Origin of the sequence: Arhodomonas sp. KWT2, assembly GCF_041949875.1 — a bacterium.
Lineage (GTDB): Bacteria > Pseudomonadota > Gammaproteobacteria > Nitrococcales > Nitrococcaceae > Arhodomonas > Arhodomonas aquaeolei.
Genome location: NZ_JBHFPQ010000049.1, coordinates 37,579 through 51,329, shown reverse-complemented (window position 1 = coordinate 51,329; position 13,751 = coordinate 37,579). Strand labels below are relative to the sequence as shown.

The following is a 13,751-nucleotide window of genomic DNA, read 5'->3' as shown; positions in this document are numbered from 1 at the left end:
CGGTCGCGGACTCAGTCCGTCGCCAGGGCCTGGTGGATGTTCCCGGCGAGCCCGTCGTAATCCGTGGCCACCGGGAACTGCGGGAACTCGTCGATCACGTTCTGCGGCGGCCGGAACAGGATACCGGCGTGGGCGGCACCGAGCATGGAGGTGTCATTGTACGAATCACCGGCGGCCACGGTACGGAAGTTCAGCCCGCGGAAGGCCTCCACGGAGCGGCGTTTGTGATCCGCCAGGCGCAGCCGGTAATCGGTGATGCGGCCGTCCCCGGCCACGCCGAGCTCGTGGCAGAACAGCGTCGGCCAGCCGAGCTGGCGCATCAGCGGGCGCGCGAACTCGTAGAAGGTGTCCGAAAGGATCACGACCTGGTAGCGCTCACGCAGTTCGTCGAGAAAGGCGCGTGCGCCCTCCAGCGGGGCCATGTCCGCGATCACCCGCTCGATGTCGGGCAGTCCGAGGCCGTTGCGCGCCAGCACGTCCAGGCGGAAACGCATCAGCTCATCGTAATCCGGCACGTCCCGGGTGGTCGCTCGCAGCTCGTCGATGCCGGTGAGCTCGGCGAAGTCGATCCAGATCTCCGGGACCAGCACGCCCTCCAGGTCGAGGCAGACGATCTTCACGGTGTTTTCCTCCGGCGCATCCCGCGCCCCGTGGCGCAAAGGCGGCAAACTTAAGGGTTTTGCCCCCCGCCTTCAAGGCGCGCCGCACCATCGCCGGCCTCCGGCTCGTTGGCCACGCCGTGGGGGACGTGACCGGTCGCCACCGCCCCCGAGGCCCGTTCGACGTGGCCGTGCTGGTCGTCGAAGAAGATGTCCGCACCGAAGGTCTTGAGGAACGGCGTCTTGTCCATGCCACCGAGGAACAGCGCCTCGTCGATGCGGATCTCCCAGGCCCGCAGGGTGCGGATCACCCGCTCGTGGGCCGGTGCACCGCGGGCCGTGACCAGCGCCGTGCGGATCGGCGAGGCGGCGAACGGGAAAGCGGCCTGGATGCGCTGCAGCGCCTGCAGGAAGCCCTTGAACGGTCCGCCGGAGAGCGGGTCGCGGGCGGCGCTGCGCTCCGCGGCCTGGAACGCGTCCAGGCCCTGCTCCCGGAACACCCGCTCGGCCTCGTCGGAGAACAGCACGGCGTCGCCGTCGAAGGCGATGCGGATCTCGTCGTCCACCGGCGCCCGCGCCACCGCGCCGGGCCCCAGCGCGGCGGCGGCGCAGCCGGCACGCAGGGCCTCGGCAACGTCGCCGGCGTCCGCGGAGAGGAACAGGTCCGCACCGAAGGGCTCGACGTAGCGCCACGGCGGGGAGCCGTTGGTGAACGCCGCGCGGGTGATCCCCAGGCCGTGGTGCTCGATGGAGTTGAAGATGCGCAGACCGGTGTCCGCGCTGTTGCGCGAGAGCAGGATCACCTCCACCAGCGGCCGCTCCCGGCCCTCGTTGAGGCGCAGGAGCTTGCGCACCAGCGGAAAGGCCACCCCCGGCTCCAGGATCTCGCCCTCGCGCTCGATCTGGTAGGTCGAGTAGCTCTCAACGCCGTCGCGCTCGAATACCGCGTGGCTGTCCTCCAGGTCGAACAGCGTGCGCGAGGAGATCGCCACCACCAACTCGGCTTCCAGCGTCACCGGCATGTCGCCCTCCAGTGAACCTGCCCAGGGGAACCCCGCTGTAACCACGCAGTCTACCAGTAGCGGGGATACCTATATGGCTTCCCGCAGGGGAATGGCATACTGCGACCGAACGGACACGACAACCAGGAGGCTATCCACCCATGTCCGAGAACTCTCGCGTCACGCCGATGAACCGTGCCGGTGCGGGCACGTCGGCGCTGGCCACCAACGCGGTCATCCGCAACACCTATCTGCTGCTGTCGATGACACTGCTGTTCAGCGCGGTGACCGCCGGAATGGCAATGGCCACCAACGCGCCGCCGCTGAACTTCATCGTGGTCCTGGTGGGCTACTTCGGCCTGCTCTTCCTGACCAACGCGCTGCGCAACAGCGTGTGGGGCCTGGCAGCCGTCTTCGCGCTGACCGGCTTCATGGGCTACACCCTGGGACCGATCCTCAACCTCTACGTGCACACGTTCAGCAACGGCACGGAGCTGGTGCTCACCGCCCTGGGCGGCACGGGGGCAATCTTCCTCGGCCTCTCCGGCTATGCGCTGAGCACGCAGAAGGACTTCAGCTTCCTGCGCGGATTCCTGTTCGCGGGGATCCTGGTGGCGTTCTTCGCCAGCCTGGGTGCGATGTTCTTCTCTCTGCCGGCCCTGTCGCTGGCGGTGAGCGCGGCGTTCATGCTGCTGATGTGCGGGCTGATCCTCTACCAGACCAGCGAGATGATCCACGGCGGCGAGACCAACTACATCATGGCGACGGTCACGCTGTACGTGGCGCTGTTCAACCTGTTCACCAGCCTGCTCCAGCTCCTCGGCTTCTTCGCGGGCGAGGACTGAGCGCCGTACGGCCGGGCCCGGCGGCGGGCCCGGCCACATCCTACCCCTGCGCCATCGACCAGCCGGCAGCGGCGTTCTCCGCCGCCGGATCGAACCAGTCGAGGCGCTCGCGCAGCCGGACGACCTCCCCCACCACGATGAGGGTCGGTGCCCGCAGGCCTGCATCACGGACCAGCCCCGGCAGCGCGTCCAGCCGCCCAGCGACCACGCGCTGCGCTGCCGTCGTACCCTGCTGGACCACCGCCGCCGGCCGCTCCGACGGTGCACCGTGCGCGAGCAGACCGGCCACCAGGCGGTCAATCCCGGCCAGCCCCATGTAGAACACGACCGTCTGCTGCGGACGTGCGAGCTGGTCGAAATCCAGCGCCAGCTCGCCGTTGGCCTTACGGTGCCCGGTGACGAACACACAGGACTGGGCGTGGTCCCGGTGGGTGAGAGGGATACCTGCGTAAGCGGCACAGCCGCTCGCCGCGGTGACCCCGGGAACGACCTCGAACGGCACGCCGGCGGCCATGAGCTCCTCCAGCTCCTCGCCGCCGCGGCCGAAGATGAACGGATCGCCGCCCTTCAGGCGCACCACGCGCAGACCTCGCCGCGCGTAGTCGATCAGCAGCGCGTTGATGCGCGACTGGGGCACCGGATGACGATCCCGCTGCTTGCCCACGTAGATCCGCTGGGCCGAGGCCGGCGCCAGTGCGACGATCTCGGCGGCGACGAGGCGGTCATGGAGCACCACGTCCGCCGCGCGCAGGCGGCGGTAACCGCGCAGGGTCAGCAGATCCGGATCGCCGGGGCCGGCGCCCACCAGGCTGACGGCGCCGGTACGGCCACCGTACCCGGCGGGGGCAAAGGTCAGGGTCGGGTCTTGATCGGTCACAGGCGGCCCCCGTCTGTTTCGGATGCCCCTACCCTAGCGCCTGACGCATATTTGAAAAAAGAATATAGTCGATTAAAATTAGATCATTCTATTATTTTGGGTATGTGCCATGAAGCTCAACCAGCTCCGCTACATCTGCGAGGTCTCCCGGCGCGGGCTGAACGTCTCCGCGGCGGCCGAGGCCCTGTATACCTCACAGCCCGGCGTCAGCAAGCAGATCCGGCTGCTGGAGGATGAGCTCGGCGTGCAGATCTTCGCGCGCAGCGGCAAACACCTCAGCCACGTCACCCCGGCGGGCGGCGAGATCCTGGACGTCGCCCAGCGCGTGCTCCAGGAGGTGCGCAATATCAACGCCATCGCCCAGGAACACGTGGACGAGTCCCGGGGCAGCCTGTCCATCGCCACCACCCACACCCAGGCCCGGCACGCCCTGCCCCCGGTGGTGAACACCTTCCGGCCGCGCTACCCCAACGTCAGCCTGCACATGCACCAGGGCACGCCCATGCAGATCGCCGAGATGGCGGCCCGCGGCAACGTCGACTTCGCCATTGCCACGGAGGCACTGGAGCTCTTCGAGGACCTGGTGATGATGCCCTGCTACCGCTGGAACCGCAGCATCATCGTGCCCGAGGGCCACCCCTTGTGCAGCGTGCCGCGGCTGAGCCTGGAGGCGGTGGCCGATTACCCGCTGGTGACCTACGTGTTCGGCTTCACCGGCCGCTCCAAGCTGGACCAGGCCTTCAGCGACCGCGGCCTGGAGCCGGAGGTGGTGTTCACCGCCACTGACTCCGAGGTGATCAAGACCTACGTCGGTCTCGGTCTCGGCGTAGGCATCATGGCCTCCATGGCCTTCGACCCGGAGCGCGACCGCGGCCTCGTCGCCCTGGACGCCAGCGAGCTCTTCGAGCCCAGCGTCACCAGCATCGGCTTCCGGCGGGGGACCTACCTGCGCGGCTACATGTACGACTTCATCGAGGCCTTCGCGCCCCATCTGACCCGGGAGGTGGTCGACCGCGCGGTCGCCGCGCGCTCGCCGGAGGACCGCGCCGCCCTGAACGCCGAGCTCACCCCGCATCTGGCCAAGCGCTGAAGGGCGGGCACCGGCACTCTGCTACTCCGCGACCGGCTCCGCCTCCGTGAGCCGGAGGCACTCGGCGAGCACCGTGGTGGCGTAGCTGCCCGGCGGCAGCCGGAAGGCGACGACCAGCTCCGCCGGCCCCTCCCAGTGCCACGACAGCGCCGCCACGCGCAGCCGCAACGCCCGGCGCGCGGCGCGCATCCGCCGGGCCTCCAGGAGTGCGAGCAGGGGCGCCATGCCAGCAAGCGCGTCGGTCTCCAGTGCCGCCGCCTCGGCCTCCACGGTCGCCCCGCCGGTACCCGGTAGCGGACCGGTGGGATGGATGGTCTGCAGGGCCAGCCGGTGCACGAGCCCCGCCGCGCCCTCACGCCCGGCGGCGAACAGGCTGCCGCGCCCGTCCAGGATCATCTGGTCCCCGGGCAGCGCCCGGTCCCAGCAGCCGGACTCCACCCGCCGGCGCAGCACGCGGTTGAACGCCTCGGCGCGTACCGCCGAGAGCAGCAGGCCCTGAACCGACCGGTTCAGCCGTCGGCCCTCCCCGCGGTGCCAGGCCAGCGCCTGCGCGAGATTGCCGCCGTCGCGCCCGAAGCGCTGGGGACCGAAGTAATTGGGCACGCCGCTGCGCGCCACCGTCGCCAGGCGGGCGTCCAGCGACCGGCGGGGGGCGGTGACGTCCGTCAGGCGAATGCGGAACCGGTTCCCCGCCAGCGTGCCCACGCGCAGCTTGCGCCGGTGGCGCCCCGCATTGATCACGTCGAGACCGTCCTCCACCGGCCCGACGGCCGGCGGGACAGCGGGGGCGTGGATGCTGAGCCACTGGGTGGTGAGCGCGTGCCGGTCCTTGAGGCCCGCGTGGCTGATCGCCCGGGGCGGGCAATCGAAGGCCCGGGCCAGGCGCCGGACAGCCTCCGCGGTGGTCAGGCCGCGCTTGCGGATCTCCACAAGCCAGTGCTCCCCGTCGCCGTCCGGGGCAACCAGCGGGATCTCGCGGACCTGGAAGTCCTCCGGCCGACCGCGTATCCGGGCGGTGCCCAGCGGCGGTCCGGCGGCCGGGACCGGTTCGGTGGGGTCGGTAGGCACCGGCCCGGCGGTCTCAGCGCTCATCGCCGGTCACCAGGATCACGGCGGTGGCGGCGATCCCCTCACCACGGCCGGTGAAGCCCATGCGCTCGGTCGTGGTCGCCTTGATGTTCGCCGCCGCCACGGCGATACCCAGGTCCGCGGCGACGTGCTCGCGCATACGCGGGAGGTGCGCCGCGAGACGTGGACGTTGGGCGACGATCGTGGCGTCCACGTTGACCGCCCGCCACCCGTCCGCCGCGGCTAGCGCCACGGCGTGGCGAAGCAGATCACGGCTGTCCGCGCCGGCCCAGCGCGGGTCGTCGTCCGGGAAATGGCCGCCGATGTCGCCCGCACCGATGGCACCGAACAGCGCATCAGTGACGGCGTGCAGCAGGCAGTCGCCGTCCGAATGCGCCTCCAGGCCCTGATCGTGGGGGATGGTGACGCCGCCGAGCACCAGGCGGCCGCCATCCCGGAAGCGATGAGCGTCCAGACCCTGGCCGATACGCAGATTCATGTTTCACGCCCCTCCTGGCGGGCGGCGAGCACGGCGGCCAGCAGCTCCCGGTCCGCCGTGCGTGTGAGCTTGATATTGCCGGGCTCCCCCGGCACCAGCGCCGGGTGCGCGCCGGTACGCTCCATCGCCGAGGCCTCATCGGTGGGCACGACGCCCTCGGCCACGGCCGCTTCCAGGGCAGTACGCAGGGCGCCCAGGGGAAAGAGCTGGGGCGTCTGTGCGGCCCACAGGCCGCTGCGGTCGACGGTGCCGGTGCTGTACCCGGCCTCGCCGCGCTTGAGGGTGTCGGCGACGGGGAGGGCCAGCAGTCCGCCGTCCCGGGGGTCCGCCTGCTGGATCAGTCGCTGCAGGGCCGCCGTGGAGACCGCCGGGCGCGCCGCGTCGTGGACGAGCACGCGGTCATGCGGCGAGGCACCGGCGGCGAGCAGCGCCTCCAGGGCGGCCCGTACGGAGTCGCTGCGCTCACGCCCGCCCCGGCAGCGGTACACGCGGGGGTCGCTGGCCACGGCCAACGTCGCCCAGTCCGCATCGTCGTCGGCCAGTGCGACCGCGACGCCGGCGATCTCGTCGAGGCCGAGCAGCGCCGAGACGCTCCAGTCGAGGACGGCCCGCCCCGCGAGGCGCTCGTACTGCTTGGGGCGCCCGCCGCCGTAACGGCTGCCCCGCCCCGCGGCCGGGACCGCAGCCCACAGGGGTCGAGCCCGATACGTCACCGGCATCCCCCGACGGGAGCCCGGGCCGGCGAGTGCGCCGCCGCCGGACGGCCCGTGCCGGCGGGGCCGCGGCGTGGAGTCATTCCGGGACGATTCGGCGGGTTAGGCGGGTTACCGTCGGTCACGCCCGCCGGTCACCTGGAAGAAGGTCTCGCCCTCGCCGACCATGCCGAGCTCGCGTCGGGCCCGCTCCCCGACCGCATCGAGCCCGTCCTTGAGGTCGGCGACGTCCGCCTCGAGGGCGCGGTTGCGCTCCGCGAGGCGTTCATTCTCGGCGCGCTGCTCCGCCACCCGGTCACGCAGGTGCATCACCTCCGTAACGCCGCCATCGCCGAACCACAGGCGAAACTGCAGTCCGGCGACCAGCGCAAGGAGCAAGGCGAGCAGCACGCCCCGGACCATCGTCAGCCCAGCCCGGGCAGGTTCGGGAAGGCGTCACGCCCGGCATAGCGCGCACGGTCCCCCAGCTCCTCCTCAATGCGCAGGAGCTGGTTGTACTTCGCCACCCGGTCGGAACGGCACAGCGAGCCGGTCTTGATCTGGGTGGCCGTGCTGGCCACGGCGAGATCGGCGATGGTGGTGTCCTCCGTCTCCCCCGAGCGATGGGATACCACTGCTGTATAGCCCGCATCCGCCGCCATGTCGATGGCGTCGAGGGTCTCGGTGAGGGTGCCGATCTGGTTGAACTTGATCAGGATGGAGTTGGCCACGCCCCGGTCGATGCCCTCGCGCAGGATGCGCGTGTTGGTCACGAAGAGGTCGTCGCCCACGAGCTGGACCCGGTCTCCGACACGCTCGGTGAGCCGCTGCCAGCCCTCCCAGTCGTCCTCGGACATGCCGTCCTCGATGGACACGATCGGGTACTTCTCGACCCAGCCGGCCAGGACCTCGGCGAACTCCTCGCCGGAGAAGCTGCGGCCCTCCGATTCCAGGCGGTAGACGCCGTCCTCGCAGAACTCCGAGCTCGCCGCGTCGAGGGCGATCCAGACCTGCTCTCCGGCGGTGTAGCCGGCCCGGTCCACGGCCTCCAGCAGCACCTCGATGGCAGCCTCGTTGGACGGCAGGTTCGGGGCGAAGCCGCCCTCGTCGCCCACCGCGGTGGACAGACCGCGCTCGCCGAGGATCTTCTTCAGCGCGTGAAAGATCTCGGTACCGCAGCGCAGCGCCTCGCTGAAACGGGCGAAGCCGGCGGGCATGATCATGAACTCCTGGATGTCCACGCTGTTGTTGGCGTGGGCACCGCCGTTGAGGATGTTCATCATCGGTACCGGCAGCAGGTGCTCGCCCTCCGGCGCAAGGTGGCGGAAGAGCGAACGCTCGTGATCGCCCGCGGCGGCGCGGGCGCTCGCCAGCGACACGGCGAGCAGGGCGTTGGCACCGAGCCGGCCCTTGTTGTCCGTGCCGTCGAGCTCGATGAGGCGCTCGTCGAGGGCGCGCTGATCGTCCGCGTCCATGCCCACCAGGGCCTCGCGGATGACGGTGTTCACGTTGCTCACCGCGTGGGTGACACCCTTGCCGAGGTAGCGCGCGGCGTCGCCGTCACGCAGCTCCACGGCCTCCCGTGCGCCGGTGGAGGCGCCGGAGGGAACGGCGGCCCGCCCGAAGGCGCCGCTGTCGAGCAGCACATCGGCCTCGACGGTGGGATTGCCCCGGGAGTCGAGGATCTCGCGCGCCTTGATCGCCTTGATGCTCGCCATGCCGTCGTGTTTCCTCCTGGTGCTTTCGATGATTGGGACGTATCAGCCGAGGTCGGACTCGATGAAACCGTCCGCCTTGACCTGCGTGTCCAGTGCTTTAAGCGTGACCAGCAGCTCGCGCATGCGGGGCAGCGGCCACGCGTTGGGTCCGTCGGAGAGCGCACGCTCCGGGTCCGGGTGGGTCTCCATGAACACCCCCGCCACGCCGGCGGCCACCGCCGCGCGGGCGAGCACCGGCACGAACTCCCGCTGGCCGCCGGAGGCCTTGCCCTGGCCGCCGGGGAGCTGGACCGAGTGGGTCGCGTCGAAGACCACCGGCGCCCCGCTGTCGCGCATCACCGCGAGCGCACGCATGTCCGAGATGAGGTTGTTGTAGCCGAAGGAGACGCCGCGCTCGCAGGCCATGATGCGCTCGTTGCCGGTGGCGCGGGCCTTGGAGACCACGTTGGCCATGTCCCACGGCGCCAGGAACTGGCCCTTCTTGATGTTCACGGGCAGGCCCTGGTCGGCGACGCGCTGGATGAAGTTCGTCTGCCGGCACAGGAACGCCGGCGTCTGGAGCACGTCCACCACCCCGGCGACGGCCTCGAGCGGGGTATCCTCGTGGACATCGGTAAGCACCGGCACGCCCACCTCCTCGCGCACCCGCGCGAGGATGCGCAGGCCCTCGTCCATGCCCGGGCCGCGATAGCTCTCGTGGGAGGAGCGGTTGGCCTTGTCGAACGAGGACTTGTAGATGAACGGGATGCCGAGCTCATCGGTGATGGCCTTAAGCTCGGCCGCGCTCTCCAGCGCCATCGCCTCGGACTCGACCACGCAGGGCCCGGCGATGAGAAACAGCGGCCGGTCCAGGCCGACCGGGAAGCCGCAGAGCTCGAAACCGGCCATATCTCAGACCTCCCCGTGCGCCGACGCTGCCTCGGCACCCGCGGTGCGGGCGTCGCGGTGACGTGCCGCCGCGCGGATAAAGCTGGTGAACAGCGGATGTCCGTCCCTCGGCGTGGAGGTGAACTCCGGGTGGAACTGGGATGCAACGAACCACGGATGTGAGGGTAGCTCCACGCACTCCACCAGCTCGTTGTGGCTGGACCAGCCGGACAGGCGCAGGCCCGCCTCCTCGAGGGTCCGGGCGTAGCGGTTGTTGAACTCGTAGCGGTGGCGGTGGCGCTCGCGGATGACATCCTTGCCGTAGATGTCGTGGATCAGCGAGTCGCGCAGCAGGCGCACCGACTGCGCCCCTAGGCGCATGGTGCCGCCGAGGTCGGAGTTCTCGTCACGCATCTCGGTGAGTCCGGCCTCGTTCATCCACTCGGTGATCAGGCCGATCACCGGGTGCTGCGGGTGAGTGAGGAACTCGGTGCTGTGCGCACCTTCCAGGCCCGCGGCGTTGCGCGCGAACTCGATCACCGCCACCTGCATGCCCAGACAGATGCCGAGATACGGGATGCCCTGGGTGCGGGCGTAGCCCGCGGCGGCGATCTTGCCCTCGACACCGCGCTCGCCGAAGCCACCGGGTACGAGCACCGCATCGACATCGGCGAGCATATCCGTGCCCTCGCGCTCGATCTCCTCGGAGTCCACGTAGCGGATGTTCACGCGGTTGCGGGTCTGCACCGTGGCGTGACGCAGCGCCTCGTTGAGGGACATGTACGCATCGGCGAGGTTCGTGTACTTGCCGACCATGGCGATGGTGACCTCGCCCTCCGGGTGGGCCATCACGTCCACGACCCGATGCCAGTCGGAGAGGTTGGCCGGCGGCAGCTCGAGGCCGAACCTGTCGGCGACGATATTATCCAGCCCCTGGCCGTGCAGGGCCTCGGGCACCTTGTAGATGTTGTCCACGTCGAGCACCGAGATCACCGCCGGCGGCGCGACGTTGGTGAACAGTGCGATCTTGCGGCGCTCCTCCTCCGGGATCGGGCGGGCCGCCCGGCACAGCAGGATATCCGGCTGGATACCGATGGAGCGCAGCTCCTTGACGGAGTGCTGGGTCGGCTTGGTCTTCATCTCGCCCGCCGCGCCGACGAACGGCACCAGGGTAAGGTGCACGAACAGGCAGCGCTCGGAGCCGAGCTCGGAGCCCATCTGGCGAATCGCCTCCAGGAAAGGCAGCGACTCGATGTCGCCCACCGTGCCACCGATCTCGACCAGCGCAACGTCCGCGGCGTCCGCACCCTGCTCGATGCTGCGCTTGATCTCGTCGGTGATGTGCGGGATGACCTGCACGGTGCCGCCGAGGTAATCGCCCTGGCGCTCCTTGCGGATCACCGATTCGTAGATCCGGCCGGTGGTGTAGTTGTTGTTGCGCGTCATGCGCGTGCGCAGAAAGCGCTCGTAGTGCCCCAGGTCCAGGTCGGTCTCGGCACCGTCATCGGTGACGTAGACCTCACCGTGCTGGAAGGGGCTCATGGTGCCCGGGTCCACATTGATGTAGGGATCGAGCTTCACCATGGTCACCGACAGCCCGCGGGCCTGCAGCACGCTACCCAGCGAGGCCGCCGCGATCCCCTTGCCGAGCGAGGAGACGACGCCGCCGGTGATAAAGATAAATCGCGTCATTAGAGCCTTCGAAAACCGAGGAGGAAAGAGCCCGGCACGAACCGGTCCGGAATGGCGGGAAAGTTATCAGAACCCCCGGGGTCAGACAATCCGGACCCGTCCCGGCGGGCCACCGCGCGCCGGGCGGTTGTGCGGCGCACGCATCGACCACCGGACAGCCGTTCCCGCCGGTCCGCACCATCCCCCCGGGCGCCGGCACCGGAGAGGGCCGTCTCAGAGCGCGAGCAGCGCCGCCCCCGCGACCATGGCCACGGTGATACCGGCAATCGCGACGGCGATCACGAAACGGCTCATGGACATGGGGCCCCTCCGCACCGGTCCGGATACCATGACGGAGGCGGCAACCGGTGACGACGGCGGCCGTTGGCGGGACCTGCCGCCCGTCCCGGGCAACGCGATTCGAGGCACATCCCTGGCACCCTCTGCGTATCGCTGCGTTTACCGGTCGCCCGGTGACCGCGGGGCGGCCTCGATTGCCCCCTCACGGCCACGGCTACACTGCCAATCTACGCCGGTGCCTCCCCCTGTCAATGACGCCAATCACTCACCTTCCCCCGCCATAAGCGCCCAGCCGGCGGTGACATCCGTGCCGGTGGGCAGCACCGGGCGCCAGACAGGCCACCAGCCCGCGGGCACGGCGTACTCCGTGGCGACGCCGATGCCCGGCACCGCCACGAGGACGTCGTCGAGACGCAGCACCGGCCACCAGTGCCGTTCCCAGGGGGCCAGGCCACGTTCACGGTAGAGCTCGGAGACACGCCGGCGTGGCCCGCCGGAGACGAGGCGCAGCCGCTCGCCCGGTGCCGCGACGCCACACCGCAGCGACTCGCGTATCTCCGGCGAGAGACCATGCCCGGCCGCCTCCCAGTCCAGCCGCCCCGCCGGTCCGTCGGGCACCGGCGCCGGCAGGCGGAACAGCCTGTCACGGTGGCGGCGGAGCTCGCCCTCGTCCCAGGCAAGGACGGGCTCGCGGTCCGCGGCGGCAGCCAGCAGGTCCTGCAGCCCCTGGCGCAGGCGGGCCTCGGGCGGCGGACGCATGCCGACATCGCGCAGCCACGCCCGGAGGGCGGCGTGCGCGACGGGATCGGGCGCACCGGCGAGTCCCGCCGTGGGGGCCGGCCCCGCGCCGAGGCCCAGGCGCTCCGCGGTCCAGGCCGCCAGCGCCCGGGCGTCCCGCGCGTGGCCGGCGAGGCGTCCCAGGCGGGCACCAACGCCGGGCCAGCGCGCGGCGAGCTGCGGCAGGACGGTGTGGCGGAGATAGTTGCGATCCCGCGTGAGCTCGGCGTTGTCCGGATCGTCCACCCACTCCAGTCCGCGTGCCCGGGCGTAGGTGTCGATGGCCTCCCGGGGCCAGGCCAGCAGGGGGCGGATCAGGGTCAGCGGGCCGAGGGGCCGGGACGGCGCGATCCCGGTCAGACCCTCGACGCCGCTGCCGCGGAGCAGTCGAAGCAGGACGGTCTCGGCCTGGTCGTCGGCGTGGTGGGCCGTGGCCACCACCGCGCCCCCGGGGAGCAGGCGCTGGAAGGCGTCGTAGCGGGCGGCCCGGGCCCGGGCCTCGAGATCGCCGCCCGGCACGACCCCGACGCGGCAACTATGGAAGGCGAGCCCGCGGCGTTCCGCCGCCGCCGCACAGAAACGGGCCCAGGCGGCGCTGTGCGTCGCCAGGCCGTGGTCGACGTGGACCACGCCGGCGGCGATGCCGGCACGGGCGGCGAGGTCCAGCAGGACGATGGAGTCACGACCGCCGCTGACGGCCAGGTAGAGGGGGCAATCCCCGACGAGCCGGCGGACCGCCTCGGCAAAGACGTCCGGCCCGAGCGGGATCACGGGATCACTCGCGGAAGCGGCCCAGCCCCATGAGCCGCTCGTAGCGCTGCGCCACCAGGTCCTCGGTGGACAGCCCCCGCAGCGTGGAGAGCTGCTCGTGGAGCACGCCGTCGAGGGCCTGAGCGGCGGCGCTCCAGTCGCGGTGGACGCCGCCCAGCGGTTCGGTGATCACCTCGTCCACCAGGCCGAGCTCACGCAGGCGTTCGGCGTTGATGCCCATGGCCTCGGCGGCGGCGGGGGCCTGCTCGGAGTCCTTCCACAGGATAGAGGCGCAGCCCTCCGGGGAGATCACCGAGTAGGTGCTGTACTGGAGCATCAGCACGCGATCGCCCACGCCGATGGCAAGCGCGCCGCCGGAGCCACCCTCGCCGATGACGGTGCACACGATGGGCGTGCGCAGCCGCGACATGACCTGCAGGTTGTGGGCGATGGCCTCGCTCTGGCCACGCTCCTCCGCGTCCACGCCGGGATACGCCCCCGGGGTGTCGATGAAGGTGAGCACCGGCATGCGGAAACGCTCGGCCATCTCCATGAGGCGCTCCGCCTTGCGGTAGCCCTCCGGCCGCGGCATGCCGAAGTTGCGGCGGATCTTCTCGCGGGTGTCGCGGCCCTTCTGCTGGCCGATCACCATCACCGGCTCGCCGCGATAGCGCGCGAGCCCGCCGACGATGGCGGGGTCGTCGGCAAAGCTGCGGTCGCCGTGGAGCTCCTCGAAATCGGTGAACAGCCGCTCGGCGTAGTCGAGGGTGTAGGGGCGCTGCGGATGGCGGGCAAGCTGGGCGATCTGCCAGGGGGTCAGGCTGGAGAAGATCTGCTCGGTGAGCTGCCGGCTCTTCGCCTGGAGCCGCGCGATCTCCTCGCTGATGTTCACATCGGCGTCGTCGCCGACGTAGCGCAGTTCCTCGATCTTGGCCTCGAGCTCTGCAATGGGACGCTCGAATTCGAGAAAATTCAGACTCATCGCTGCCCGTTCCGC

General features: G+C 70.6%; 14 protein-coding genes. 2 read left to right on the top strand and 12 right to left on the bottom strand.

The genetic code is table 11. The annotated features are described in order from the left end of the window. Positions 1-11: 11 nt before the first annotated feature. Positions 12-620: a bifunctional phosphoserine phosphatase/homoserine phosphotransferase ThrH gene (thrH, locus tag ACEZHJ_RS12580; RefSeq protein ID WP_018718355.1), complete on the bottom strand. Its 609-nt coding sequence runs from the start codon at positions 618-620 to the stop codon at positions 12-14. Positions 621-670: 50 nt separating this feature from the next. Beyond that, complete coding sequence (locus ACEZHJ_RS12575) at positions 671-1,621, bottom strand: 5'-nucleotidase (protein WP_163143004.1); 951 nt, start codon at positions 1,619-1,621, stop codon at positions 671-673. Positions 1,622-1,761: 140 nt separating this feature from the next. Between ACEZHJ_RS12575 and ACEZHJ_RS12570 the strand changes: the two genes are divergently transcribed. Further along, entirely contained in the window at positions 1,762-2,445 is a 684-nt protein-coding gene (locus tag ACEZHJ_RS12570; protein WP_205599920.1) for a Bax inhibitor-1/YccA family protein, read from the top strand. Between the two features lie 40 nt (positions 2,446-2,485). On the opposite strand, the gene cobA is transcribed toward ACEZHJ_RS12570, so the two are convergent. Continuing rightward, positions 2,486-3,322, bottom strand: a complete 837-nt coding sequence (gene cobA / locus ACEZHJ_RS12565; RefSeq protein ID WP_375036570.1) for a uroporphyrinogen-III C-methyltransferase — start codon at positions 3,320-3,322, stop codon at positions 2,486-2,488. 109 nt (positions 3,323-3,431) lie between these two features. On the opposite strand from cobA, the gene cysB reads away from it, so the two are divergent. Beyond that, positions 3,432-4,412, top strand: coding sequence for an HTH-type transcriptional regulator CysB (gene cysB / locus ACEZHJ_RS12560; protein ID WP_018718351.1), 981 nt, complete (start codon positions 3,432-3,434; stop codon positions 4,410-4,412). 21 nt (positions 4,413-4,433) lie between these two features. Here the strand turns inward: cysB and truD are convergent, their stop codons facing one another. The 9 genes from truD to ACEZHJ_RS12515 form a co-directional block, all read right to left on the bottom strand. After that, complete coding sequence (gene truD / locus ACEZHJ_RS12555; protein WP_375036569.1) at positions 4,434-5,504, bottom strand: tRNA pseudouridine(13) synthase TruD; 1,071 nt, start codon at positions 5,502-5,504, stop codon at positions 4,434-4,436. Beyond that, positions 5,494-5,979, bottom strand: coding sequence for a 2-C-methyl-D-erythritol 2,4-cyclodiphosphate synthase (gene ispF, locus ACEZHJ_RS12550; protein ID WP_018718349.1), 486 nt, complete (start codon positions 5,977-5,979; stop codon positions 5,494-5,496). The genes truD and ispF overlap by 11 nt, the downstream gene beginning before the upstream one ends. After that, positions 5,976-6,692, bottom strand: a complete 717-nt coding sequence (gene ispD / locus ACEZHJ_RS12545) for a 2-C-methyl-D-erythritol 4-phosphate cytidylyltransferase (RefSeq protein ID WP_375036568.1) — start codon at positions 6,690-6,692, stop codon at positions 5,976-5,978. The genes ispF and ispD overlap by 4 nt, the downstream gene beginning before the upstream one ends. A gap of 111 nt (positions 6,693-6,803) precedes the next feature. Continuing rightward, positions 6,804-7,094: a cell division protein FtsB gene (gene ftsB / locus ACEZHJ_RS12540; protein ID WP_018718347.1), complete on the bottom strand. Its 291-nt coding sequence runs from the start codon at positions 7,092-7,094 to the stop codon at positions 6,804-6,806. A gap of 2 nt (positions 7,095-7,096) precedes the next feature. After that, positions 7,097-8,389, bottom strand: a complete 1,293-nt coding sequence (gene eno, locus ACEZHJ_RS12535; RefSeq protein ID WP_018718346.1) for a phosphopyruvate hydratase — start codon at positions 8,387-8,389, stop codon at positions 7,097-7,099. Positions 8,390-8,431: 42 nt separating this feature from the next. After that, positions 8,432-9,277, bottom strand: coding sequence for a 3-deoxy-8-phosphooctulonate synthase (gene kdsA, locus ACEZHJ_RS12530; RefSeq protein WP_163143556.1), 846 nt, complete (start codon positions 9,275-9,277; stop codon positions 8,432-8,434). Between the two features lie 3 nt (positions 9,278-9,280). Next, the gene (locus ACEZHJ_RS12525) at positions 9,281-10,948 is read right to left on the bottom strand and encodes a CTP synthase (RefSeq protein WP_018718344.1); all 1,668 of its coding nucleotides are present in this window, start codon (positions 10,946-10,948) and stop codon (positions 9,281-9,283) included. Positions 10,949-11,488: 540 nt separating this feature from the next. Next, a complete protein-coding gene (gene tilS, locus ACEZHJ_RS12520) occupies positions 11,489-12,775 on the bottom strand; it encodes a tRNA lysidine(34) synthetase TilS (RefSeq protein ID WP_375036567.1) in 1,287 nt (428 codons plus the stop codon). A gap of 4 nt (positions 12,776-12,779) precedes the next feature. Then, on the bottom strand, positions 12,780-13,736 hold the full coding sequence (locus ACEZHJ_RS12515) for an acetyl-CoA carboxylase carboxyltransferase subunit alpha (RefSeq protein ID WP_163141456.1): 957 nt from the start codon (positions 13,734-13,736) through the stop codon (positions 12,780-12,782). Between the last annotated feature and the right edge of the window lie 15 nt (positions 13,737-13,751).

Coding starts and splice junctions, on each gene's coding strand:
- ACEZHJ_RS12525 (WP_018718344.1), bottom strand. CDS start 10,948: ATGACGCGATTTATCTTTATCACCGGCGGCGTCGTCTCCTCGCTCGGC.
- cysB (WP_018718351.1), top strand. CDS start 3,432: ATGAAGCTCAACCAGCTCCGCTACATCTGCGAGGTCTCCCGGCGCGGG.
- kdsA (WP_163143556.1), bottom strand. CDS start 9,277: ATGGCCGGTTTCGAGCTCTGCGGCTTCCCGGTCGGCCTGGACCGGCCG.
- ispF (WP_018718349.1), bottom strand. CDS start 5,979: ATGAATCTGCGTATCGGCCAGGGTCTGGACGCTCATCGCTTCCGGGAT.
- truD (WP_375036569.1), bottom strand. CDS start 5,504: ATGAGCGCTGAGACCGCCGGGCCGGTGCCTACCGACCCCACCGAACCG.
- eno (WP_018718346.1), bottom strand. CDS start 8,389: ATGGCGAGCATCAAGGCGATCAAGGCGCGCGAGATCCTCGACTCCCGG.
- ACEZHJ_RS12515 (WP_163141456.1), bottom strand. CDS start 13,736: ATGAGTCTGAATTTTCTCGAATTCGAGCGTCCCATTGCAGAGCTCGAG.
- ftsB (WP_018718347.1), bottom strand. CDS start 7,094: ATGGTCCGGGGCGTGCTGCTCGCCTTGCTCCTTGCGCTGGTCGCCGGA.
- ACEZHJ_RS12570 (WP_205599920.1), top strand. CDS start 1,762: ATGTCCGAGAACTCTCGCGTCACGCCGATGAACCGTGCCGGTGCGGGC.
- ACEZHJ_RS12575 (WP_163143004.1), bottom strand. CDS start 1,621: ATGCCGGTGACGCTGGAAGCCGAGTTGGTGGTGGCGATCTCCTCGCGC.